The sequence below is a fragment of the Brevibacillus fortis genome, assembly GCF_046196545.1.
In the GTDB taxonomy this organism is placed as follows: domain Bacteria; phylum Bacillota; class Bacilli; order Brevibacillales; family Brevibacillaceae; genus Brevibacillus; species Brevibacillus fortis_A.
Genome location: NZ_CP176370.1, coordinates 3970946 through 3994861, shown reverse-complemented (window position 1 = coordinate 3994861; position 23916 = coordinate 3970946). Strand labels below are relative to the sequence as shown.

The 23916-nt window shown below is 44.3% G+C and carries 23 protein-coding genes and 1 pseudogene; 20 read left to right on the top strand and 4 right to left on the bottom strand.

Features of this window, described 5'->3' with window-relative positions; translation table 11 throughout:
• The first annotated feature begins 31 nt into the window (after positions 1–31).
• The 5 genes from ACKKE8_RS19830 (at position 32) to ACKKE8_RS19810 (ending at position 6470) form a co-directional block, all read left to right on the top strand.
• Positions 32–889: a DegV family protein gene (locus ACKKE8_RS19830; RefSeq protein ID WP_409174558.1), complete on the top strand. Its 858-nt coding sequence runs from the start codon at positions 32–34 to the stop codon at positions 887–889.
• A gap of 278 nt (positions 890–1167) precedes the next feature.
• Complete coding sequence (sdaAB, locus tag ACKKE8_RS19825; protein WP_409174557.1) at positions 1168–1833, top strand: L-serine ammonia-lyase, iron-sulfur-dependent subunit beta; 666 nt, start codon at positions 1168–1170, stop codon at positions 1831–1833.
• 38 nt (positions 1834–1871) lie between these two features.
• Positions 1872–2756, top strand: a complete 885-nt coding sequence (gene sdaAA / locus ACKKE8_RS19820) for an L-serine ammonia-lyase, iron-sulfur-dependent, subunit alpha (RefSeq protein WP_047068155.1) — start codon at positions 1872–1874, stop codon at positions 2754–2756.
• Position 2757: 1 nt separating this feature from the next.
• Complete coding sequence (gene recG, locus ACKKE8_RS19815) at positions 2758–4812, top strand: ATP-dependent DNA helicase RecG (RefSeq protein ID WP_409174556.1); 2055 nt, start codon at positions 2758–2760, stop codon at positions 4810–4812.
• Between the two features lie 128 nt (positions 4813–4940).
• On the top strand, positions 4941–6470 hold the full coding sequence (locus tag ACKKE8_RS19810; protein WP_409174555.1) for a hypothetical protein: 1530 nt from the start codon (positions 4941–4943) through the stop codon (positions 6468–6470).
• Here the strand turns inward: ACKKE8_RS19810 and ACKKE8_RS19805 are convergent.
• Together ACKKE8_RS19805 and ACKKE8_RS19800 are read right to left on the bottom strand one after the other, a co-directional pair.
• Positions 6467–6952: a GNAT family N-acetyltransferase gene (locus ACKKE8_RS19805; RefSeq protein ID WP_409174554.1), complete on the bottom strand. Its 486-nt coding sequence runs from the start codon at positions 6950–6952 to the stop codon at positions 6467–6469. The two genes, ACKKE8_RS19810 and ACKKE8_RS19805, sit on opposite strands and share 4 nt — an antisense overlap.
• 20 nt (positions 6953–6972) lie before the next feature.
• The gene (locus ACKKE8_RS19800) at positions 6973–7335 is read right to left on the bottom strand and encodes a VOC family protein (RefSeq protein ID WP_409174553.1); all 363 of its coding nucleotides are present in this window, start codon (positions 7333–7335) and stop codon (positions 6973–6975) included.
• 121 nt (positions 7336–7456) lie between these two features.
• Between ACKKE8_RS19800 and ACKKE8_RS19795 the strand changes: the two genes are divergently transcribed.
• From ACKKE8_RS19795 to ACKKE8_RS19785, 3 genes and pseudogenes are all read left to right on the top strand, one after another.
• On the top strand, positions 7457–8326 hold the full coding sequence (locus tag ACKKE8_RS19795) for a GyrI-like domain-containing protein (RefSeq protein WP_409174552.1): 870 nt from the start codon (positions 7457–7459) through the stop codon (positions 8324–8326).
• Positions 8327–8498: 172 nt separating this feature from the next.
• Positions 8499–8972: pseudogene (gene polYB / locus ACKKE8_RS19790) on the top strand (DNA polymerase IV); the annotation flags it as partial.
• Between the two features lie 621 nt (positions 8973–9593).
• Positions 9594–10061, top strand: coding sequence for a 2,4'-dihydroxyacetophenone dioxygenase family protein (locus tag ACKKE8_RS19785; RefSeq protein ID WP_409174551.1), 468 nt, complete (start codon positions 9594–9596; stop codon positions 10059–10061).
• Positions 10062–10129: 68 nt separating this feature from the next.
• Here the strand turns inward: ACKKE8_RS19785 and ACKKE8_RS19780 are convergent, their stop codons facing one another.
• On the bottom strand, positions 10130–11041 hold the full coding sequence (locus ACKKE8_RS19780; protein ID WP_409174550.1) for a LysR family transcriptional regulator: 912 nt from the start codon (positions 11039–11041) through the stop codon (positions 10130–10132).
• 165 nt (positions 11042–11206) lie between these two features.
• Between ACKKE8_RS19780 and ACKKE8_RS19775 the strand changes: the two genes are divergently transcribed.
• The 6 genes from ACKKE8_RS19775 (at position 11207) to ACKKE8_RS19750 (ending at position 16579) form a co-directional block, all read left to right on the top strand.
• The gene (locus ACKKE8_RS19775) at positions 11207–12262 is read left to right on the top strand and encodes a TauD/TfdA family dioxygenase (RefSeq protein WP_409174549.1); all 1056 of its coding nucleotides are present in this window, start codon (positions 11207–11209) and stop codon (positions 12260–12262) included.
• Positions 12263–12392: 130 nt separating this feature from the next.
• The gene (locus ACKKE8_RS19770) at positions 12393–13685 is read left to right on the top strand and encodes an MFS transporter (RefSeq protein WP_409174548.1); all 1293 of its coding nucleotides are present in this window, start codon (positions 12393–12395) and stop codon (positions 13683–13685) included.
• Positions 13686–13724: 39 nt separating this feature from the next.
• Positions 13725–14087: a DUF4440 domain-containing protein gene (locus tag ACKKE8_RS19765; RefSeq protein WP_409174547.1), complete on the top strand. Its 363-nt coding sequence runs from the start codon at positions 13725–13727 to the stop codon at positions 14085–14087.
• Between the two features lie 214 nt (positions 14088–14301).
• A complete protein-coding gene (locus tag ACKKE8_RS19760) occupies positions 14302–14691 on the top strand; it encodes an SDR family NAD(P)-dependent oxidoreductase (RefSeq protein ID WP_409174546.1) in 390 nt (129 codons plus the stop codon).
• A gap of 64 nt (positions 14692–14755) precedes the next feature.
• Positions 14756–15058: an SDR family oxidoreductase gene (locus tag ACKKE8_RS19755; protein WP_409174545.1), complete on the top strand. Its 303-nt coding sequence runs from the start codon at positions 14756–14758 to the stop codon at positions 15056–15058.
• A gap of 378 nt (positions 15059–15436) precedes the next feature.
• A complete protein-coding gene (locus ACKKE8_RS19750; protein ID WP_409174544.1) occupies positions 15437–16579 on the top strand; it encodes an acyl-CoA dehydrogenase in 1143 nt (380 codons plus the stop codon).
• Between the two features lie 79 nt (positions 16580–16658).
• On the opposite strand, the gene ACKKE8_RS19745 is transcribed toward ACKKE8_RS19750, so the two are convergent.
• Positions 16659–17432: an SDR family NAD(P)-dependent oxidoreductase gene (locus ACKKE8_RS19745; RefSeq protein WP_409174543.1), complete on the bottom strand. Its 774-nt coding sequence runs from the start codon at positions 17430–17432 to the stop codon at positions 16659–16661.
• 503 nt (positions 17433–17935) lie between these two features.
• Here ACKKE8_RS19745 and ACKKE8_RS19740 point away from each other — a divergent pair.
• The 6 genes from ACKKE8_RS19740 (at position 17936) to ACKKE8_RS19715 (ending at position 23653) form a co-directional block, all read left to right on the top strand.
• Positions 17936–19465, top strand: a complete 1530-nt coding sequence (locus tag ACKKE8_RS19740) for a long-chain-fatty-acid--CoA ligase (RefSeq protein WP_409174542.1) — start codon at positions 17936–17938, stop codon at positions 19463–19465.
• Between the two features lie 12 nt (positions 19466–19477).
• Positions 19478–20488 (top strand): TauD/TfdA family dioxygenase, encoded by a 1011-nt coding sequence (locus ACKKE8_RS19735; protein ID WP_409174541.1) that lies wholly within the window; start codon positions 19478–19480, stop codon positions 20486–20488.
• A 106-nt stretch (positions 20489–20594) separates the two neighbouring features.
• A complete protein-coding gene (locus ACKKE8_RS19730) occupies positions 20595–21905 on the top strand; it encodes an MFS transporter (RefSeq protein WP_409179168.1) in 1311 nt (436 codons plus the stop codon).
• A gap of 26 nt (positions 21906–21931) precedes the next feature.
• Positions 21932–22720 (top strand): SDR family NAD(P)-dependent oxidoreductase, encoded by a 789-nt coding sequence (locus tag ACKKE8_RS19725; protein WP_409174540.1) that lies wholly within the window; start codon positions 21932–21934, stop codon positions 22718–22720.
• A gap of 104 nt (positions 22721–22824) precedes the next feature.
• Positions 22825–22977: a hypothetical protein gene (locus ACKKE8_RS19720; RefSeq protein WP_409174539.1), complete on the top strand. Its 153-nt coding sequence runs from the start codon at positions 22825–22827 to the stop codon at positions 22975–22977.
• Entirely contained in the window at positions 22961–23653 is a 693-nt protein-coding gene (locus ACKKE8_RS19715) for an acetyl-CoA C-acyltransferase (protein ID WP_409174538.1), read from the top strand. The genes ACKKE8_RS19720 and ACKKE8_RS19715 overlap by 17 nt, the downstream gene beginning before the upstream one ends.
• Positions 23654–23916: the final 263 nt, after the last annotated feature.

Below are 23916 nucleotides of genomic sequence, written 5' to 3'. Positions count from 1 at the left end.
TACGAACGAATAGGGAGAGGAGCGATCGAGAATGCCAATTGTGATTCTTACCGACAGCGCGTCTGATATCGATGCGTCTGTGAGGCAGTCATTGGGGATCGTGGCCGTCCCGTTGAAAATCATGTTTGGGGCGGAAACGTATGTGGACGCAGTCACTATCTCGTCTTCGGAGTTTTTTGATAAGCTGAAGCAATCGAATGTGATGCCGACGACCTCGCAGCCGTCTCCGCTTGAATTTGCCGAAGCATACAAAGAGATTTATGAGAAATATGGTAAGGACGTGCAAATCATTGCCATACTCTTATCGGGTTCCTTATCGGGTACGTATCAATCAGCGATGATCGCCAAGTCGATGTTGGATGAAAATATCGACATTACGGTGATCGATTCTCGCAAAGCTTCGTTTGTTCATGGAATGATCTGCGTGGAGGCTGCCAAAGCCGCACAAGCAGGCAAGAACAAGGAGCAGATTTTGGATCAGATTGATCGTTATTTGGATGAGGTGCAGGTATATTTTATTGTGGATACTCTGGAGTTCCTGCAAAAAGGCGGACGGATCGGAAAAGCATCCGCTGTCATCGGTTCGCTCTTGAATATCAAGCCGATTTTGACACTTGATACCGCTGGGTACGTGTCTGCTTTTGACAAGGTACGAGGGACGAAGAAAGCTCTGAATCGCGTATTTGAAGCTTTGCAGGAATACGCGAAAGGCGAGCCTGTGAAAATCGCTATGTTGCACAGCAGTGTTCCAGATCAAGCGGCTGAGCTCTTGGAGCGACTCAAGCAAGAGTTTACGGTAACGGACTCTTGGTTGGAACAGATTGGTCCCGTGATCGGTACGCATACAGGTCCAGGTCTACTCGGGATCGTTATGGTAAAAGATAGGTAAGGTATATATGGTATGGAGAGGAGCTTCCCTGAGGTAGGGGGCTTCTTTTTTGTACAGAGGTTCTGGTGATTATCGGCGTTGATCAGCGATAAAGAATTGTTACGGATCCTTTCTTTTCAGAGGGAGTTTTTTCATATAGCCTGATTTAACCGCATGTTGTCAGCATAAATCGGTTATGATTGCTTTACGTACAGTTTCCTCTGTAGCGCTTTCAAAGGCTGTAGGATACAATGAGAGGGAATCTTGTTGAACCCCTTGTGATTCAGGAGGAGAACCGGTTGAAGTACAAAAGCGTATTTGATATTATCGGTCCAATCATGGTTGGGCCATCTAGCTCCCATACGGCTGGTGCAGCCCGTATTGGTCGTGTGGCTCGCAAGCTGTTTGGCAGAATGCCTTTGCGAGCAGAGATTGTGTTTTACGGCTCATTTGCAAAAACATATCAAGGACATGGCTCTGATGTGGCGACAGTGGCAGGAATTCTTGACTTTGACACGTCGGATTTGCGTCTGAAAAATTCGCTGGTGATTGCAGAAAAAGCTGGCATGGAAGTGAAGCTGTCCACTTCTGAGGTTTTGACAGAGCACCCGAACACGGCGCGGATCAAGCTGTCTGATGATGAGCATCAGATTGAACTCGTTGGTGTTTCCATTGGTGGCGGGAAGATCGAAGTGTTGGAAGTAAACGGATTTTCCTTTCAGTTGGGCTTCGATACACCGACGCTCTTGGTCTTGCATGAAGATCGCTTTGGGATGATTGCGGCTGTGGCGAAGGTGCTGACCCAGCACAACATTAATGTGGGGCTCATGGAAGTGTCTCGACACACACGCGGTTCGCGTGCTTTGATGGCAATCGAAACGGATTCGACGATCTCCCCGGAAGTCCTGGAGGAAATTCGTCAAATTCCCCATATCTTTGACGGATCCCTGCTCGCATTGAACTAAGCAAAAGGACGAGCAGGATTAGAGGAGTGAACAACCAGATGTTTCGTAATGTGGCTGAACTAGTAGAGTTGGCCGAATCCCAGGGGAAGAAGATCTCCGAGGTGATGATTGAAGCAGAAATGGAAGTTTCCCAGCGCAGTCGGGATGCCATTATGCAAGATATGTACGCCAACCTCGATGTGATGGAAAAAGCAGTACGTCGTGGGCTTACCGAAGATATTCGCTCGCATAGCGGATTGACGGGCGGCGATGCGAAGAAGCTGCAAACATATATGGAGACCAAGACGTTTTTGTCCGGTCCCACACTTTTGAATGCTGTCTCGATGTCTGTGGCGGTTAACGAAGTAAACGCAGCAATGGGCACGATTGTCGCAACGCCGACAGCAGGAGCATGCGGCATTGTACCAGGGACGCTGTTTGCTGTATCCGACAAGCTGCAGCCGACTCGTGAGGAAATGGTCAATTATTTGTTTACAGCAGGCGCTATCGGGTATTGCATTGCCAATAACGCATTCATTTCGGGTGCTGCGGGTGGTTGCCAGGCAGAGGTGGGCTCTGCAACGGCCATGGCTGCTGCGGCGATTGTAGAAATGGCTGGCGGTACGCCTGAGGAATCTGCCCAAGCAGTGGCGATCGCGTTGAAAAATATGCTCGGTCTGGTCTGTGACCCCGTAGCCGGACTGGTTGAAGTGCCTTGTGTGAAACGAAATGCGATGGGAGCAGCGATTGCGACGGTAGCCGCAGATATGGCAATGGCAGGCATCAAGAGCGTAATCCCGACAGATGAAGTTATCGATGCCATGTACCGAATCGGCTGCGCCATGCCGACTACCCTGAAGGAAACCGCACAGGGTGGTCTTGCTGCCACGCAAACGGGCCGCATGATCGAAGCCAAAGTGTTCGGCGTACGGATGGAGAAGTAGGATGGCTGGTGCATATCAATCGCCCGTCTCCCTTTTGCACGGGGTAGGGGAAGAGCGGGCGAAGGCATTTGCAGGACTGGGAATCAACAGCATTGGTGATTTGCTGGAGTATTTCCCGTCTCGCTATGAAGATTACCGTGTGCGCGATTTGACAGAAGTAAAAGACGGAGAGAGGGTCACGCTGGCAGGTACGGTGTACGGCGAACCCTCTGTTCGTTTTTATGGAAAAAGAAAATCACGACTGTCGGTCAAGGTTGTTATGGATCGTGTCGTGGTGACGGCGGTCTGGTTCAATCAGACGTTTGTCAAAAGCAGGCTTTCGCCAGGCAAGGAAATACTCGTCACAGGAAAATGGGACAAGCACAAGCTACAAATCACTGTGAGCGAAATGACAGAAGTAGACTCCGAACGCGCGACAAAACGAGGCGAGCTCGCCCCTGTCTATCCACTTGGCGGCGATGTGACGCATACACTGCTGCGCAAAACCATTCAACAGGCGTTGCGTCAGTACGGCAAGGAGATTCCTGAGATCCTTCCTGCGGATATCGTGGAGCGCTACCGACTGATGCCGCGGATACATGCCTTTCATTCGATTCATTTTCCTGAAAATGCGGAAGATGGTCGTCAAGCCCGGCGACGGATTATGTTTGAGGAGCTTTTCTTATTCCAGTTGAAAATGCAAACACTGCGCAAGATTAATCGGCAGCAAACGGAAGGCGTTGCTTTGGCGATTCCGATGGAAGAGGTCCGGGAATTTGTCAAAGGATTACCGTTCCCGCTGACAGATGCGCAGAAACGTGTGGTAAAAGAAATATTGGATGACATGCGGGCCCCTCATGCGATGAATCGGCTGCTGCAAGGGGACGTAGGCTCTGGGAAAACCGTCGTAGCTGCTATCGCGCTGATTGCTGCGGTGAAAGCAGGTTATCAGGGAGCGCTGATGGTACCGACGGAGATTCTCGCCGAGCAGCATGTGCAGTCGTTGACGAAGCTCTTGTCTGATTACGGCATTCAGGTCGCGCTCTTATCTGGCTCACTGACCGCGAAACGTAGACGCGAAGTCATCGGCTCTCTGCAAATGGGGTTAATCGATGTCATAGTCGGCACCCATGCGCTCATTCAAGAGGATGTCTTTTTCTCCCGTCTTGGTCTCGTGATTACGGACGAGCAGCACCGATTCGGTGTGGAGCAACGGCGAATTTTACGGAATAAAGGCTTGTCACCTGATGTCTTGTTTATGACTGCAACGCCAATTCCGAGAACACTGGCAATTACGGCATTTGGCGACATGGACGTCTCGACGATTGATCAAATGCCTGCGGGGCGAAAACCGATTGAGACGACATGGAAAAAGCATGATCAGTTTCCGGCTGTGCTGGAGCAAATGCGGGATGAGTTGCGCAAAGGACGACAGGCTTATGTGATTTGTCCGCTCATTGAGGAATCCGAAAAGCTCGATGTGCAAAATGCGATTGATGTACATGCTCAGCTCACACACATTTTCCCTGAATTCGGCGTAGGCCTGATGCATGGGCGACTGCCAGCGAAGGAAAAGGATGCAGTCATGCAAGCCTTTCTTGCGGCAGAGCACGCTGTCCTGGTCAGTACAACGGTCGTAGAGGTTGGTGTGAATGTGCCAAATGCCACCTATATGGTCATTTATGATGCGGAGCGGTTTGGTCTTGCTCAGCTTCACCAATTGCGTGGGCGCGTAGGACGTGGCTCTGAACAGTCATATTGTGTGCTGATCGCCGATCCGAAATCCGAGATCGGAAAAGAGCGGATGCGTGTCATGTGCGAGACGACGGATGGATTTGAGCTGTCGCAGCGCGATTTAGAATTGCGCGGACCGGGTGATTTTTTCGGAACAAAGCAGAGCGGCTTGCCGGAGTTTAAAGTCGCTGATTTATTAAGTGATTACAAAGCGCTGGAGGTAGCGAGACAGGAGACTGTCAAGCTGGTAGCAGAGGACTCTTTCTGGCGCGACGAAAAGTATCACTGGCTGCGAGACTATTTGAAGAATGAGGGCGTACTGGACGGTGTCGTCTTCGATTAATAAGGAAGGAAGGCTTTCCCACTTCAAGCGTGTGGGAGGCTTTTTTCTTTTGTGGGGTGAAACTTTAAGCAGGCTATCGACGTCTATCCTCTGTAAGGAAAATTTTTCTAGGAAGCGAGGCGAGTTTTTTGTCTTTGCGAAAAATTCGGGGAATGAGTATGTCCATTGTGTTCGCATTGCTTATCATGACAGGATCCGACTTCGCGCAAGCAACTTCCACGGACAGTCGGATTGCTCAGACTGGCCCATCCCATACGACCAGCCAAACGACAAAGGAATGGAAGCAAAAGGAACTGCCTTACGACTACGCGGCGATGAAAGAAGACGTGGTCATTCAGCTAAACGATGATCCACAGCTCTGCTCTCCTCGGAGAACGGTCGTGGGACCTGCACCACAGGCATACACCCTCTTTTTTAAAGAAGCCGTAAACCGTGGAACAGTCGAAGCAGCGATCCGCAAAAATGCCCAAGAAGAGACCAAAAAAGAGGACTTGGGCTACGTGGAGCCGATTTTTACGTTTCACTGGGTGCACGACCGTCAACTGCAATTGCTGGCTACTCTTCCTGATACGCTTGCCAAAGACAGAAGCTGGACGGAATATGTTATAAACGTAGCAGGAGCGAAGACGGTAAAGGGAACCGTGTTTGACGATACGAATGATTTCTCGGCGGTGGTGTTTGCCCCGTCTCAGATTTGGCGAGTCTCCGTCGATGGCAAGGTGAAAGAAAAAATGACGGACTTTGCCGTCAGGACTCCCATGGAGTTTATCGACCCTGAGGAACGGTATGTGTTGCTGGAGCGATTTACAGAATATTGCGAGTGCGATGCGCGTTTCCCTATGCTGTATTCGATTTATGACACACAAACAAGAGAGCTGACTGCTTATCCAGTAGAGCTGACTGACAACTATAGCGGTGCAGGCGACTTCATGGCAGATCGTCGAGGCTTCTTCTTCGCTCATCCACCGAAAGGGACAGAAGTACCGAAAAGCGAGTTTGCCACTCGTGTCAAGGTAGATGGATACGTACATGGAGCCAGTTTTAGCCATGATCGTAAGCATGTATTGATGGCAGTAGGCAAGACCGAGCAGAAAAAGGATCTCGATCTGGTCGTGTACGATTTGGCGACTGGAAAAGAACGGCGCCTCCCAGGTGTAATCAAAGGATGGGTTCCAACAGATGAGATGAATGGGCAAGTCCAGCCCGTCAGTTTTATGGATGATGGACGTTACGCCACGTTTGAAATGAGAACAGAGGAAGAAAGCTTTGAAGAGCTTCGTCAACGCTACGATTGGCAATCAGGCAAGGTGATTAGCTGGAACCCACCCGTTCCCAAAGAAGCTTGGTCTGGCTATATCCAGTCGACAGATGGCGCCTATCAAATGTATTGGAATGCAGGGGTGTTTAAAGGCGACGTCAAACTGATGGAAATGAAACCAGATGCGATATGGATTCCAGGGACTCACCATTTGGTTTATATCGATTGGGAAAAAGCTGAACAAGGAGCGGAGTCTGTATCGTCGCTCTTCCTGTTCGATGCCGATCGTAAGCAACAATCTGTGCTGGTGAAAGGACTGCCAGCAAGTGTATCTATTTTGGGAGCTAGCAACGACGGCAAATGGCTGTATATCACGACTCCGGATCCACTTGCCCCTTAAGCATCATATTCCGTTGCGAGCATCGATAAAATGATCAAGGACTCGTAAGTATCGCCTGATTTCAGGCAATCGCGCAAGGTGCCCTCTATGTGAAAGCCTTCCGATACGTAAAGGCTGCGGGCGCGGTCGTTCGTTTCTTTTACATCTAGCCAGAGTCGATGGGCTTTTTGCTCGATGAAGGCCCAATGCTTGATCTGACGCAGGAGGTTGCGACCGTAGCCTTCGCCCTTCACTGCGATTGTAATACGCATGAGTTCAATACTTTGATGAGGATTGGTCAGCCCGGCGATGATGACGTAGCCGACGGGGTGGCCTGTTTCTTTTTTTTCGGCAATCATATGGAGGATGTCCGGGTTGCCAAGTGCGTGGTGGTGCTGCTCTTCGCTCCACGGGATAATGAACGGGGTATTCTCTGGCGCATTTTCTACTTCCCATACGAATGGAATGTCTGCCGGTGTAGTGCGGCGTAAGTGGATGGTCATGCGAGTATCTCCTTTTCAGCTTAACATTTGCTTATCATGATCAGATTGCCGTCAGGATCGCGGAAGTTGAACCAGTGGCCATGCTGGATAGGAACGACGACTTCCACTCCGCTCTCCTTAAGAAATGCATAAGAGGCTTCAATATCCTGTGTGTTGAAATGAAACAACGGAGCATCATCTGTGATGCGCTTCGGAAAGATTTTGCTGTCCAAAACGAGCGTCAGTCCGCTTTGTAAGGGAATGCAGTATATATGCCCAAACATAATCTCGCCGTCCGCGGGAATGCCCAGCAGGCGGCAGTACCAGTCGCGTGCGCGCTCGATGTCGCTGACGGCTACAAAAACGGCTCCGACTTGGGGGAGCAGGGGGGAAGGGGTTGTCATTATGATAGAGCTCCTTTCAATTGGTGTTTTTCATAAGGTCGACCCGTCATAATCGTGCACGAAATGTCGGATCGCCCGATTTTGCATCTGCTATTCTGAGGGAGAAAGAGAGGTCATTACCATGGATTTGCTTGAAAAGCTGAATGAGGCTCTGGACTACATCGAAGACCATTTGACCAGCGAGATTGACTATAAAGAAATCGCCCGGGTGGCTTGTTGCTCCGAATATCACTTCAAAAGGATGTTTTCTTTTCTCGCTGGTGTTCCGCTATCCGAGTACATCCGGCGTCGGCGCATTACGCTTGCAGCTTTTGAGCTTGCGGACAGCAACGAGCGGGTCATTGACATTGCGATCAAATACGGATACGGATCGGCTGATTCCTTTGCCAGAGCTTTTCAGAATGTGCATGGCGTCACTCCGACAGAAGCCAGATACATCGGCCATTCCTTGAAGGCTTATCCGCGAATGACCTTTCATCTATCCATTAAAGGAGGCAGTGCCATGAACTACCGTATGGAAGAAAAAGAGGCATTTCGCATTGTGGGTCTGAAAAAAAGAGTCCCGTTGATTTATCGTGGAGTCAATCCAGAGATTGCGGCCATGTGGGCTTCATTAGATATGGAGACGATTCAGCAACTGAAGTCGCTATCCGATGTCAAGCCACTTGGACTGCTCAGTGCGTCCACGAACTTTTCAGAAGGTCGGCTGGAATATGGCGAGCTCGATCACTATATCGGCGTAGCCACTACAAAAGCTTGTCCTGACAATCTGGCAGTACTCGAAGTTCCTGCTTCCACTTGGGCGGTATTCGAAGCAGTTGGTCCTTTTCCAGATACGCTGCAAGATGTCTGGGCCCGGATTTATTCGGAATGGTTTTTATCCTCTGGTTATGAACAGGCGGAGGGTCCGGAGATTTTGTGGAACGAAAATAAAGAGATTTCATCACCAACCTTTCGAAGCGAAATCTGGATTCCTGTCGTGAAAAAGTAACCCCTTATTGGATTCGTTCTCGCTTGCGGAACACCTACCGACGTGTGCTTATCCGGGAAGAAATAATTACCAACTTTTTTTTGCGCGAGACAGGCATAAAAGCGAACGTTTGTTTGCTATAATAAGAACAAAGTAACGAGAGAACATAAGTTCTTATTTAGGGGATGATTGTGTGTCCAATGCGAACAAGCGGATCGTGTTTTTGATCGACATGCAGAGCTTTTATGCCAGTATCGAGAAAGGGGCCAATACAGAGCTGCGAAACAAGCCGATTGTCGTCGCAGGTGATCCAGAGCGGCGCAGCGGAGTCGTGCTGGCAGCGTGTCCGATTGCCAAGTCATACGGAGTGGTCGCGGCCGAAGCGCTGTGGCAGGCGCAGCAAAAGTGTCGCCAGCTCGTCGTTGTTCGTCCGCGCATGGAGATGTATATTCGCATCTCCATGCAAATCACTCGCATATTCGAAGCATTTACAGACAAGGTGGAGCCGTACTCGATCGACGAGCAGTTTCTCGACGTGACAGGCAGCGTCCATCTGTTTGGTGATCCGCTACAGATGGCTGCACAGATTCGGCAGCGCGTCTGGATGGAGACGGGAATCAACTGTCGGGTAGGTATCGGGGAGAACAAGGTACTGGCCAAGATGGCCTGAAGACAGACGAATATATGTGTACATAATTAAAAAACGCTGCTATAGCAAGGGATATTAGACATCTCCGCCTGTACATTATTTAACCCAACTACTTCGCCAAAGAAGTAGTTTAGTTCCCCGGAAAAGTGAAACTAACAGATAATTACCAAGGTGAAGAATTTAAAGAAGGGCTTATTTGTGATTGGTAGAACAGAAAAGAGTTTAGACTAGAAGGTTCCAAACGTGAAGATAAAAGTATAAACATCCATTTTATATATCACATTTACCGATGAGGGTAAGTACTACCATTGAGATAAATCTCTGATTTTGGATGGCAACAACCCATTGCTTAAGAAGTCTTTTTTTAAATCGCGATGCAGACGGGTATGTGTGGACGGCGCTGAAAATCCTCTAAGCGGGAAGTGACTGTATGTATCTAAGGTCATCCGTGTGTTTTCATGTCCCAATGCTGCATATTAGTTCAACTTACTTACAAGTTAAAAATAATAATTTTATTTAATGCAAAATTCTAAGTATACTAAAGTCAGTTAATTCGCAATAGTAAATAAAATCACAAACTTGAAAGCGTTAATAATTTGCGAAGAGCGCCAAAACTTTTTATTGGAAGAGGGGATATAAATGAGTAATGCGAAAGATGTAGCAGCATTGGCTGCCAATCATGTTAGTCCAGACGATTTGCCTTGGATTCCTTATTTTGGAGACGCGAAATTTAAGCTGCTTAAGGCCAACCCGGTGACAGGACAAAATCTTACCATATTAAAAGTTCCCCCTGGTATGCAACTTCCTGCTCATTTTCATTCTGGTACAGTCATTGTGTATACCATCCAGGGATCCTGGAGGTATCTTGAGGATGATTGGATCTCCAGAGCTGGTGATATCGTATATGAACCTGCTGGCTCCAAACATACACCGCAAGGCTTAGGGGATGAAGATGTTATTACCTTAAATATCGTAGAAGGAACATTGGACTATTTGGGTGAGAATGGCGAAATTATTGCGAGAGATAATTGGGAATCATTCCTGAAAAGATACCATGACTACTGTGCGGCCGAAGGAATTGAACCTACAGATGTAACCAAATTTTAAATGGTAGACATGAAAAAGAGAAGCCGTTGCCGTAATCGTACGGAGGTGCTTCTCTTTTATGTTACGTCTTAACTCTTAATGATTTCAGATTTTAAATAATGAATATACTTGTTAGCAAAGGTGGATAAATGTTTCACCTCTGATTTAACCAACCCGATAGAAATATTGACAGGCCCATGATTCACCAAATCAATAGCAATGATATCACCCTTTATGACAGGGTGATAGTTTTTCATTTGGAAATCAGGAGCAAATGTAAAAGCCAAACCATCAATGATCGCCTGGAGAACTCCCTCCATGTTATTTGCTGTAAATAAAATTCTCAAGGGTTTGTACTTGTTAAAGAAATCTTGAACAAAACACTGCATTGATTCACTGTTAAATGTGACCAAAGTTTGATCAAGTAACTCATGCGGAGTTATGGTACTAAGAAATGCTAATGGAGAGTGCTTAGAAACGTATACTTTCGGTCTCCCTTCAAGCAGTGCTTCAAAAGCTATTCCTTCCAAGTTTATGTTCCAATTAGTTGAATACGTAATCAATCCAATGTCGGTCTTATGCTGACGAACATCTTCAATCACAGTAGGGGCCCATTTTTCGGCAACTTCCACATTTACGTGAGGATAATCATGTCTAAAAGCAGCAATAGCTTTTACCAGAAGCGTCGTCATCCCAGGTGCAGAAGACACTTTTAGTTCCCCCACTTCCGTGGAGTTGAATGAGTTAGCTGTTTCTTTTATTTCCTCAAGTTTTCTCAGCACTTCGTAGGCTTGCTTCAGAATGATTCTACCTTCATCGGTTGGTACTGCTCCGTGTCCCCGTGACCGATTAAAAATTTTAAGCCCTAACTCCTTTTCTAAGTTGGTAATGGACTGGCTAATACCGGATTGGGTAACATGAAGATTCTGTGCTGCTATAGACAGAGAGCCGTGTCTTGCGACTTCAACACTATATTGTAATTGTTCAAGGTTCACAGTCATTCCCTCTTTATTCAATATTAGAAATACTTATTTGCAAGTAAAAATCTATAATTTTATTTAAATACAATTTATCAGTATAATCAAGATAAGTTTTCAAAACACTCATAAAAATCATAATAATCGCTATTTAAAGAAACCAACCGCACTATTGAAGGAGGAGTATTTATGGGATCCATTATAAAGGAAAAAATTCAAGGAGCAGTAGCGTGGAAAGGGACTGATCTAGCACAAGATGATTCATGGATCTATAATTTGTCCGAAAAAACGATTGCAGCGCTTGAAAGCGCTTTATTTCATGTGAAGCAAAAGGGTTTACAAGCACCTGATTTTAACAAGGAAGACTTCCCGATTCAGGATCTCTCTGACGAAATTGCTTACTTTGTTGACGAGTTGGAGAACGGTAGGGGGTTTCTATTAATTCGTGGTTTACCGATCGAAAGGTATACGGATGAAGAAGCAAGCATCATTTACTGGGGGCTTGGACTTCATATGGGCATTCCGGTAACGCAAAATGCAAGAGGTGACGTCTTAGGGCACGTCATAGATCAAGGTCTCAGTTTAGAAAATCCAAATGTACGTGGTTACCAAACGAAATTACATCTTCCCTTTCACGCAGATGGATCTGACGTCGTCGGATTATTAAGTCTTCGAAAAGCGAAATCTGGCGGTTTTAGCAGTATCATAAGTTCGATGGCTGTTTATAACGAAATTCTGGAGAAATACCCAGAGTATCTCGGAATTCTCTATCGTCCATTCATCTTTGATCGCCGTGGAGAGGAAGCGCCGGGTGAATCTCCCGTATTTACTTCACCTATCTTTAGCTATTACGATGGTAAATTGAGCTGCAGATATGTGCGTACATTTATTGAATCAGCACAAGTGAAAACAGGTACTCATTTATCAAAAGTTGAAATCGAAGCATTAGACATGCTGGATTCCATTCTTCATGATGAAAATATGCATTATAACATGATGATGGAACCAGGTGATATGCAATTCGTCAATAACTATACAATGCTTCATTCACGTACTCTGTACGAAGACTATGAAGAACCGGAACGCAAACGTCATTTATTAAGATTGTGGCTCACGATGCCAAATGGTCGGGAAATTGCATCAGATTTCGCGATGTATATTGATGAGCACACAGGTAAACCGGGTCGCGGTGGTATTCCTGTACGTAAAAAAACCGCCGGCGGTATTGTAGAAAACTTGAAGTAATTGAACGTAAACCTTGAAGATTTACCTTTATTGACCGTTTCATAAGAACACCAACTGAGCCATGTGATGGGGAGTACCTTTTCAGATATTACGAAATGGTGTTCCCTTAATGGAAAAAAAGGGGGATTTTATGCCGAAAACTCCAAAATATTCCTGGATCATATTATTATTCCTAGTTCTTTCCGGGATGATCAACCAAGTCGATAAAATTGTCATAGGTTTAGTTTCCGTTCCCCTCATGAAGGAATTACAATTAAGTCCTTCCGAATGGGGACTTGTAGGGAGTTCTTTTTTTTGGTTCTTTATCTTTTCCTCTATCGTACTTGGCGGCATGGCCGATTCAATAAACACAAAAAAAATGTTAACTTGGCTGTCATTGATTTGGTTGGCTGTTCAATTTGCCACACCGTTTGTTTCCGGTTTGTCTGTCTTAGTGTTGACCAGAATGATCTTGGGAGCAGGTGAAGGTCCAGCCCCTGCACTATCAACGGTGATAATCGGAAAATGGTTCCCAAAACATAGACATGGTATCGGTTTTGGCGCTGTTCTGTTAGGAACAACTGGCGGATCAGCGATTGCTTCGCCATTATTAATTTCCATGATCGAACAATATGGATGGAGATCTGCTTTTATCGCCATGGGTATTCTTGGGCTTATTGTACTAGGGTTTTGGGTGATTGTCGGTAAAGAAAGTCCACAAGAAATCGGGTTGCCTTCCTTTGATCAAGAGGAGCAGCGTTCATCAACCCTCTCCAAGGTTTCTTGGCGTCAGTTTCTCCCATATCTTTTTTCTAAAAATTTCGTTTTTACCGTTTTGTGTGGAGGCTGTGCCTATTGGTTACTGTCCGTTCAAGCGGTATGGTTTCCGGCATACTTTTCCAAAATTCAACATTTTAATGGCCCAACATTAAAACTAGCGGTGTCTTTACCATTTCTTTTCGCTGCCATTTGCCAACTTGGCTTTTCGATGCTATCAGATTGGCTTTATCGCAAAACAGGGGACATTCGTAAAGCACGAATAAATCTTGCAGGTTTGATGATGGTGCTATCCGCTGTGTGCATATTTCTGGCAAATGCCGTGAATTCAACTGATCTTAAGATACTGTTCTTTACCATTGCTCCAGGTCTTTCGTATGTCATCCTTTCACTCGCACCCGCCATATTGATGGATTTTTTTTCTCCCAAAAATATCGGAAAAGCACAAGGGACGTTCATTGCTCTTTCAAGTTCAGCAAGTATTATTGCTCCACTCGTATTCGGTTATCTCATCCAAAATGCTGCGACTGAAGCAATTGGATATCATTATTCGTTTCAAGTAACCTCTTTGAGCATGTTGGTTATTGGATTATTGTTTTGGATCGTTGTGCGTCCCTTAAAGCGGAGTCTTACAGCGCTAAAAGAAGGGGAACAAGTGAATGTTTAATCACCTTTACAATAAAATACTAGATTGGGGATGAAAATTATGGATAAAGATCTAAAACAACACATTAGAGGACTTGAGGAACAATTGTTAAGACCAGAAGTTCGCTCATCTCCTGAGGAATTAAATAAACTGCTTGCAAATGATTTTCGTGAATTTGGAAGTATGGGTCATATATTTTTGAAAAGTGATTGCATAGCAGCTGTTGGAGCCAGCGGTGTCTTTAAAATGACTCTCCATAATTTTGATATGCATACTTTGGCTGACGATGCGGTACTGGCTACTTATCAAATAATTGATGAAACAAGAAATCGACATACTTTGCGTAGTTCTATTTGGAAATTGAGAAATGGAAGATGGCAATTGTTTTTCCATCAAGGTACAATTATTCATTTACAACCTTAACCTTTTCAGCGCAAGGTAACCAAGATTTGGCGTATGTAAGAAATGAACTAATTGGAATGGAAAACAAGATTATTTTTACGGTCCATTTTATAGAAAAAAATCAATCATATGCTTATGTTCCTAGGAGGATAAATAACATGTCTTTTAAAAAATGTTTGATTTATCAGAATAGACAGCATTTGTTACAGGAGGCGGTACCGGGTTAGGTCATGTCATGGCGCTGGCTTTGGCGGAAGCAGGCGCAAGTATTGTAGTATGTTCGCGTCGAATAGAGGTTTGTGGCAAAGTTGTAAAAGAAATCGAAGTTTTAGGAAGACAAGCACTTGCCTTGGCATTGCATGTCACAGATCCTGTATCTGTCCGTCAGGGAGTGGATAAAGACATTTCTCACTTTGGAAAAATCGAGATTTTAGTAAACAGCAGCGGAACGGCTTCTGAATCGCCTGCGAATGAAATGTCTTTAGAACAGTGGAAAGAGATGATTGATACAAATGTTACAGGCACATTCTTGATGTGTCAGGCTGTAGGCAGACATATGATCGAGAACCAATACGGAAAAATTATTCTGCCGCTGGATATAAAGGTGCTGACCCAGAATTTATAGACTCTGTTGCATATACAACAAGTAAGGGTGCAGTTATGACTTTAACGGAGGAGCTTGCCGTCAAGTGGGCCGCCATGGCGTAAATGTGAATTCCATTGCTCCTGGAACTTTCCCTATCGGCATGAATGACCCACAGGTACCAAGAACTCTTGTCCAAAAAGCTGGCTCTATCCTTTCTTCCCTTATTCCTCTTAGGAGATTAGGTAGCGAAAATGATTTAGCAGGAACTTTCCTTTACTTCGCTTCTGCCGCTTCCAAATATTGTACTGGACAAATATTGGCTGTTGATGGGGGATTTGGAGCTAAGTCAAAGGACGTCCAAAACACTTTCGTATGTAACCGTACGAACTACAGGATAGCCTGCTGATCTTCGCTCGCAGGAGCGCTCAGCTCTGGAATCTCTTGACTTTAGTGACGAGAGCTTCATTTCCACTCCTTTCTATAGAGAAAGAAATACCTAATTTCTTTCTCTATTATTTCTTTCCGTTTTAGTGAAAGGGAATAGCCGTCTATTGATGGTTTAAGCCAAAGGAATGCATGTAACGACATGTCGTGAGGATTTCAATTCTAAAGGAGGGTACCTTCCATGGCAAAAATAGACAGTTGTATTTATTGTAACGAGCCCCTCTCCATTTGGGAAAGGATAAGAAGTTACTGCTGGAATTGTAGTGAATTAACTACGGATACTTCTCATGAGGAAGTAGAAGCAGAATGAGACTATGAACTCGAAAGGGAGAGAGAATTTATGAATTTTATTTTATCGGATGAACATTTAATGATGCAGAAGATGGTACGTGAGTTTGCTAGAAATGAGTGTGAACCAACAGCAGGAGACCGTGATGAAGAAGAGCGTTGGGATATGTCGATATGGCAAAAGATGGGGGAAATAGGCTTGTTAGGAATCCCTTGGGGTGAAGAATATGGTGGCGCTGGAGCCGATTACTTAAGTTATGTGATCGCGATTGAAGAGCTTTCTCGCATCGATGCTTCTGTAGGCGTAACGCTAAGTGCGCACACATCACTTGCCAGCTGGCCAGTATATAAATTTGGGACGGAAGAACAAAAGCAAAAATACGTTCGGGCGATGGCAAAAGGACAATGGATGGGTGCTTACTGCTTAACTGAACCAGGATCCGGTTCCGATTCCGCGAATATGAGGACAACTGCTGTTTTACAAGGGAATGAGTGGGTGATTAACGGAAGTAAGATTTTTATTACTAACGGAGAATATGCGGATGTCTTTATCGTTTTTGCTCAGACCAATCCTGAGTTAAGGCATAAAGGAATCGCTGCATTTATAATAGAAAAAACATTCCCCGGTCTAAAGATTGGTAAGAAAGAGAAGAAGTTAGGGATTCGTTCTTCGGCAACAAATGAAATTATTTTTGAAGGATGCCGCGTGCCAAAAGAGAATATGCTAGGCTCTATTGGCGAAGGGTTTAAGATTGCTATGATGACGCTCGACGGGGGAAGAAACGGCATTGCAGCTCAAGCTGTAGGGATTGCGCAAGGGGCATTCGATCACGCTTTAGCCTACTCCAAGGAGCGCGTACAGTTCGGCCAGCCGATCTCTACGCTACAAGCGATCCAATTTAAGCTTGCTGATATGGCGACTAAGATTGAAGCTGCTCGCTTGCTGACATATCAGGCAGCCTGGCGAGAAAATCAAGGAATCTCTTACGGACTTCACTCTGCGATGTCTAAGCTTTTTGCTGGAGATATTGCCATGGAAGTGACCGTTGAAGCTGTTCAAGTGTTCGGCGGATACGGTTATACTCGTGAATATCCAGTTGAGCGTTTCATGCGCGATGCGAAGATCACTCAAATCTATGAAGGAACAAATGAAATTCAGCGTGTTGTGATTGCAAACCTGCTTCTTAAAGGATAAAAATTAAACGAGCCTCAGATTTTAGAGAGGCTCGTTTTTTAATAGAGAAGATATTTTTATTTTTGACTTGTCCTAGCTATTAGTAAAAAACGGTATTCCCTATGCCGCCAGTTACCGAAATGACATCGCCAGTAATCGATGTCGACAAAGGTGAAGCCAGGAAGGTAACGACATAAGCAATATCCTCCGCTGTAACCAAGCGGCCAATCGGATACATTTCTACTGCCTTGCGCAAATCCTCCTCATTAGGGAATCGCTCTTTAATCGTTTCCGTCACGGTAACGGCTGGATAAACAGCATTGACGTTAATTCCGTGCTTTCCTAATTCCAATGATGCAGATTTTGTTAAATGGACAACAGATGCATTACGCGGACCGGAACTAAAATAATTGCCTCCTATTCTGGCAGCCAGACCGCTTATATTAACGATGCGCCCCCAATTGTTTTTCATCATATATGGAGCAACAGCTCGCATGCAACGAAAATAGCCCATATACTTTTCTTCAAAATCTTTCAAAATAAGTTCATCTTTAATACGGTTAAAATCCTCTGGCTCTCCACCCCCAACACGAGCTCCGCTGTTGATGAGAATATCAATACCACCCATCGCTGCTGCCGATTGTTCAACTAAATGTAGGATAGAGTCAGGATTCGAGGTATCTGCCACGATCGGATAGATATTTCTTTTTGTTTCTTGGGCTAATTCATCTGCTGCGATCTCTAATGCGGATTCGTTTCTTGCACAAATCGTACAATCTACACCTTCCAGAGCCAACTGTCGGGCAATCGCTTTACCAATTCCCCGGCTTCCTCCTGTAATGAGTGCTTTTTTTCCAGATAACTTTAAGTCCATACAATACCTCCTGTTTTAATCAAGACTTTATGCGACCAAAATAGAAAATGATTTTTGTGAATATTAACTCTTTTATACATTTGATTATACTTGTTAAAAATAATTAAATAAAATTAAATATTTTTACTTGCAAGTAAGTATTACTAATATTAAAAGGGGAACAGCCTTTGTCTTTCAATCATGGTTATACAGCCAGAACGTTTCATATATTCACCGTTTTACGTGACGAGAGTTTGATCAAGGATATGGTACTTCACCGTGCCCTCTTGAGTGATTAAAAATGTTGAGCCCTAACTCCTTTTCTAATTGTTAATGGACTTGCTGATACCGGTTGTAGCTACCTTTTCCAATATTAGCAATACTTACTTGCAAGTAAAAAACTCTAATTTTATTTAATTGCAATTGATGAGTATAATCAAAATAAGATTTCTAAACAGTCATAAAAGTCATAATAATCACTATTTACAAACACCTAATTGTGAGTAAAGGGGGAGTATTATGTAATGAGTTATCATTTAGATGGAAATTTGAAAAGAAGCGCAAGTAATTTCCCGGATAGTAACGCCTATATCTATGGAGATAAAAGTGTTACTTATAAAGAATTAAATCAGCAGGTGGATCGATTCGCTGCCGGGTTGTCTGCCCAAGGAATCGGGAAAGGTGATGGAGTAGCTCTTGTATTAGGAAACAGCCCTGAATTTGTCATCGCGTACTACGGCATTTTACGTGTCGGTGCATTTGCTGTTCCAATCAATCCTTTATTTACCTCTGGGGAAATCACCTATATTTTAGACAATAGTCAAGCCAAAGCGGTCATTGCTCATATATCAGTAGAACCGAAGTTATCAGAAATAAAGGGACAATTGGAAAATCTAAAACTCGTCATTTATACAGATGCAAAGGATCAGGAATGGACTTGGGAGCATCTGATGGAAACAGGCAATTATGTTTGTGAAAGTCCTCTCATTGATCAGGAAGACCTTGCCGTCATTCTATACACATCAGGAACAACCGGTAAACCAAAGGGTGTGATGTTATCTCATCGAAACCTGGCTTCGAATGCAGACTCCGTTTTCAAATTACTGGAAATGTTTGAGGGAGATCGCGTCGTAGCTGTTCTGCCGATGTTTCATGTTTTTAGTATGACCGTTTGTCTGAATGCGCCAATTGCTTGCGGGGCAACTGTCCTTATCGTGCCTAGATTCAGCTCTCTCGATGTGGTCAGCACCATCCGAGAAAAAAAGGGAACTGTGTTTGCAGGAGTTCCCACGATGTACAATTTTATCTATCAATTGCCTGAAGTAACTGCGGAAGATCTCTCATCCATTCGCTTGTGCATCTCTGGAGGTGCCTCCATTCCAGTTGAGGTGCTGCAAAAATTTCAAAACAAGTTTAACGTGTTTATCTTGGAAGGGTATGGCCTTTCCGAAACTGCTCCTGTCGTCGCTTTTAATCCTTTAAAGGGAACACGCAAGCCAGGTTCTATCGGTCTGGATATTCCTGGTGTCAAGAGCAAAGTGGTAGATGAATACGGAAAAGAATTGGCGAAAGGAGAAGTCGGAGAATTAGTTGTCCAAGGCCCAAATGTCATGAAGGGATACTTGAGCATGCCGGAAGCTACATCAGCTGTTTTAAAGGATGGCTGGTTTTACACGGGTGATCTAGCCAGAATGGATGAAGAAGGATACATCTACATTGTTGATCGCAAGAAAGACATGATTATCGTTGGCGGGTACAATGTATATCCCCGTGAAGTAGAGGAAGTCCTTTATGAACATCCTGCAATATTAGAGGCGGCCGTGATCGGAGTACCAGATGCGGAATACGGTGAAAGCATAAAAGCTTATGTCGTCGTCTCGGATGAACAGATCACTAAGGATGACATGATTCGCTTCTGTCAGGAAAAGCTGGTGAAGTACAAACTTCCAGAATATGTAGAATTTTTAAAGGAGTTACCAAAGAACTCAGCAGGGAAAATTTTACGCAGAGAATTAAGAGAACTGACTGAAGGTAAAACCAGCCATATTATTTGAGGAGGAATTTTTATGGGATCCATTCTAAAGGAAACAATTCAAGGTTCAGTAGCTTGGAAAGGGAGTGATCTCACGAAAGATGATTCATGGATTTATTATATGTCCGACAAAATGATCGCATCTCTTGAAAACGCTTTATTTCAAGTGAAGCAAAAGGGTTTACAAGTACCTGATATTAACAAGGAGGATTTCCCGATTCCTGATCTCGCTGATGAAAACGCTTACTTTATTGACGAACTGGAGAATGGGAAAGGGTTTCTATTAATTCGTGGATTGCCGATGGAAAGGTATACAGATGAAGAAGCGAGCATCATTTACTATGGTCTCGGGCTTAATTTGGGCATTCCGGTAACGCAAAACGCAAAAGGCGACCTCTTGGGACATATCAAAGACAGAGGTCTCGACTTTTCCAATACAAGTGTACGTGCTTACCAAACGAATGTACATCTTCCTTATCACACAGATTTAACGGACGTAGTCGGGTTACTCTGTCTTCGCAAAGCGAAATCTGGCGGTTTAAGCAGTCTGGCGAGTGCAATGGCTCTTTATAATGAAATACTGGAGAAGTACCCAGAGTATCTTGGAATCCTCTATCGCCCACTCTTCCATGATCTTCGCGGGGAACAAGCAAAAGGTGAATCTCCCGTATTTTCATCACCGATCTTTAGTTATTACGATGGTAAATTGAGCTGTAGATTTATGCGTTATTATGTTGAATCTGCACAAGAGAAAACAGGTATCAAACTGTCAAAAATGGAAATCGAAGCATTTGATGTAATGGATTCCCTCCTTCATGATGGAAACTTGCAGATTGATATGATGATGGAACCGGGTGATATGCAATTCGTCAACAATTACACCGTTCTTCATTCACGGACTGTATTTGAAGATTATGAAGAAGAGGAACGCAGACGTCATTTATTAAGATTGTGGCTCATGATGCCAAATGGTCGAGAAGTTGCCCCAGAATTCGATGTGTTTAGCGGTGGTATTCCTGTACGTGAAAAAACAGCTAAACGGTAGTGTAGAAAACCTGAGGTAAATGGGCTTGAATTTGGAAAACCAATGGATTCATGTGAGAGGGAGTGCCTTTTCAGATTTCAAGAGAAGGCGTTCCCTAAAAAGTAAAATGTTAGGGGGGATTATTATACGGAACACTCCTAAATACTCCTGGATTATATTGTTGTTTCTAGTTCTTATCGGTATGATCAACCAAGTTGACAAAATTATCATAGGTTTGGTTTCCGTCCCCGTCATGAATGAGTTACATTTAAGTCCTTCCCAATGGGGACTTGTGGGGAGCTCCTTTTATTTGTTTTTCACCCTAACATCGATCTTACTAGGTGGTATGGCTGATTCCAAAAACACGAAAAAAATGTTTATTTGGCTGTCGATGATATGGTTGACTGTTCAATTTGCCACACCTTTTGTTTCCAGTCTGTCTCTCTTGGTGTTGACAAGAATCATCTTGGGAGCAGGCGAAGGTCCAGCCGCCGCTGTAGCAACTGCTATGTTGGGAAAATGGTTCCCGAAAGAAAAACATGGGATCGGCTATGCCGCTATTCTGTTTGGAACAATGATTGGACCTGCGATTGCTTCTCCACTATTAATCTCCTTGACAGATCAATATGGATGGAGATCTGCTTTTATAGCCATGGGTATCGTAGGACTGATTTGGGTAGTTTTTTGGCAGTTTTTTGGTAAAGAAAGTCCACAAGAAATTGGTTTGCCTTCATTTGATCAAGAGGAGCAGCATTCATCAAACCTCGCTAAACTTTCTTGGCGCCAATTTCTCCCGCATCTATTTTCTAAAAATTTCGTCTTTGTCGCTTTGAGTGGAGCTTGTGCATATTTTTTAGTGGCCATTCAAGTGATTTGGTATCCAGTATACTTTACCAAAATTCAACATTTTGATAGTCAATTATTAAAACTTGCCGTGGCTCTACCTTTTCTTTTCGCTGCTATTAGTCAAATTGGATTTGCCATGCTATCAGACAGGCTATATCGCAAGACAAGAGATATTCGTAAAGCACGAGTAAATCTTGCAGGTTTGTCGATGGTGCTGTCCGCACTTTGTATATTTCTTGGAAGTGTAGTGAATTCGAGTGCTCTCTCGATACTGTTCTTGACCCTTGCTCCAGGTTTAGGAATGCTCGTTCTCTCAATTGGACCCGCCGTATTGATGGAACTTTTTTCTGCCCAAAACATCGGAAAAGCACAAGGGATGTATATTGCTCTCGCAAATACAGGGAGTATGATTGCTCCTCTCGTATTCGGGTTCATTATCCAATATGCAGCGACTGAAGCAATCGGATATCGTTATGGGTTTCAAGTAGCTTCATTGGTTATGTTCGTTATCGGATTGTTCTTTTGGGTCGTTGTACGTCCCGCAAATCAAAGTCACACTCCAATAAAAGCAGACAAGAAAGTAAGTATCTAAACACCATTTCTAGGAGGAGATCTATTATGTCATTTAACAAAATGTTTGATTTAACTGGACAGACAGCAATTGTTACAGGAGGCGGTACCGGGTTAGGGCGTTTCATGGCGCTGGCGTTGGCGGAAGCAGGTGCAAACATTGTAGTATGCTCGCGTCGTGTAGAGATTTGTGAGAACGTTGTAAAAGAAATAGAAGCTTTAGGAAAACAAGCACTTGCCATAGCATTAGATGTCACGGATCCTGAATCTGTCCGTAAAGGTGTGAAAAGGGCCATTGAGCATTTTGGAAAGATTGAAATTTTAACCAACAGTAGCGGGACGGTTTCAGAAGCGCCGGCGACCGAAATGACATTAAAACAATGGCAAGACATGATCAATACCAATGTTACAGGAACATTCTTGATGTGTCAGGCGGTAGGAAGCCATATGATCGACAACCAATACGGAAAAATCATTAATATTTCTTCTATTATTGGAGGTAAAGGTACGGACCCGGAAGTAGTAGACTCTGTAGGATATACAACCAGCAAGGGTGCAGTGATGACTCTAACGAAGGATCTTGCCGTCAAGTGGGGTCGCAATGGCGTAAATGTGAATTCCATTGCTCCTGGAATTTTCCAAACAGGAATGAACAACCCCGAAATTCCTGGAACACTTGTCCAAAAAGCTGGTGCTTTCCTTGCTACCCAAGTTCCAGCAAGAAGACTAGGCGAAGATAATGATTTAGTAGGAGCTGTCCTATACTTTGCTTCTGCAGCTTCTAATTATTGCACGGGACAAATACTGGCTGTTGATGGGGGACTTGGGGCTAAGTAAAAGGAAATATAAAGATAAGGAAAAGACAGTGTGAGCGATCATGCATCCTGTGATCTCTCGCTTTTCGATCAATCAGAGATCCATAACTTTTTTAATCTAGTATCTTGGGAGGAGCAAGAACTCCGTTCGGCAGCTTTGGTGGAAACTTAAAGGATGTTTTCGCTGTGGAGCTTGGGGCTATTGCTTCCAGGGAAGCGATTGAGAAGAGCAAGGTCCAAGCGGAAGAAATCGAGCATATGTTTGGCCGATCAATTTGAAATCGGGTGTGACTTGCAAGATCAATTTGCACTGGAATCGCAATTGAAAGCCGCCAGAGCACAACAGGAGGGTCGGTTCAAGCAGAAAATTACGCTTGTCATTCTAACGAATAAAGGAAAGCAGATCACCATCGCCGAGGATGAATATATTCGCCATGATGCTAAACTTGAAAGGCTGGAGGATTTAAAGCCGGCCTTTAAGAAGGATGGAACAGTTACTGCTGGAAATGCCAGCGGCATCAACGTTGGGGCTTCGGCTGTGATTTTGACAAGCGAATCTTACATGAAAAAGAATGCAAGGACAACTCCCCTGGCAAGAATTGTCTCGTGTGGAATTGCTGGAGTTGACCCGAGCATCATGGGAATCGGCCAGGTGCCAGTGAGCAGATTAGTTTTAAAGAAAGCAGGTTTAAGCATCGATGACATCGACTTGATTGAAGCTAATGAAGCGTTTGCCTCCCAGTACCTAGCCGTCGAACAAGAACTAGGCCTGAATCGGGAGAAAGTGAATGTGAACGGAGGAGCTATCGCATTAGGTCACCCGGTCGGGGCGAGTGGCGCGAGAATTTTGAATTATTTGGCGGTTAAATCGAAAAATCAAGGGAAGAAATATGGATTGGCTACCTTGTGTATCGGCGGAGGTCAAGGGATTTCTATGATTATTGAATCGGTGTAACTTAGAGAACTATTACGTTCTCCTATGGTCACATGTTCTCACAATGGAAATGAGGAGGTTGCAATGGTTTATGTTTGTAAGAAACATTTGATAGAAGGATTACGAACAATTCAAGTTCCACATGTCAACAAGGTTTCTTCCACAAAACTGTTTTGCCAATTTTGCGGCGATCAAGCTCACTATAAATTATTTACAAATAAATTTATATCCTATAAAAAACAACATATTATTTAAGTGCACGACCATCCAAGCGACGTTTGATG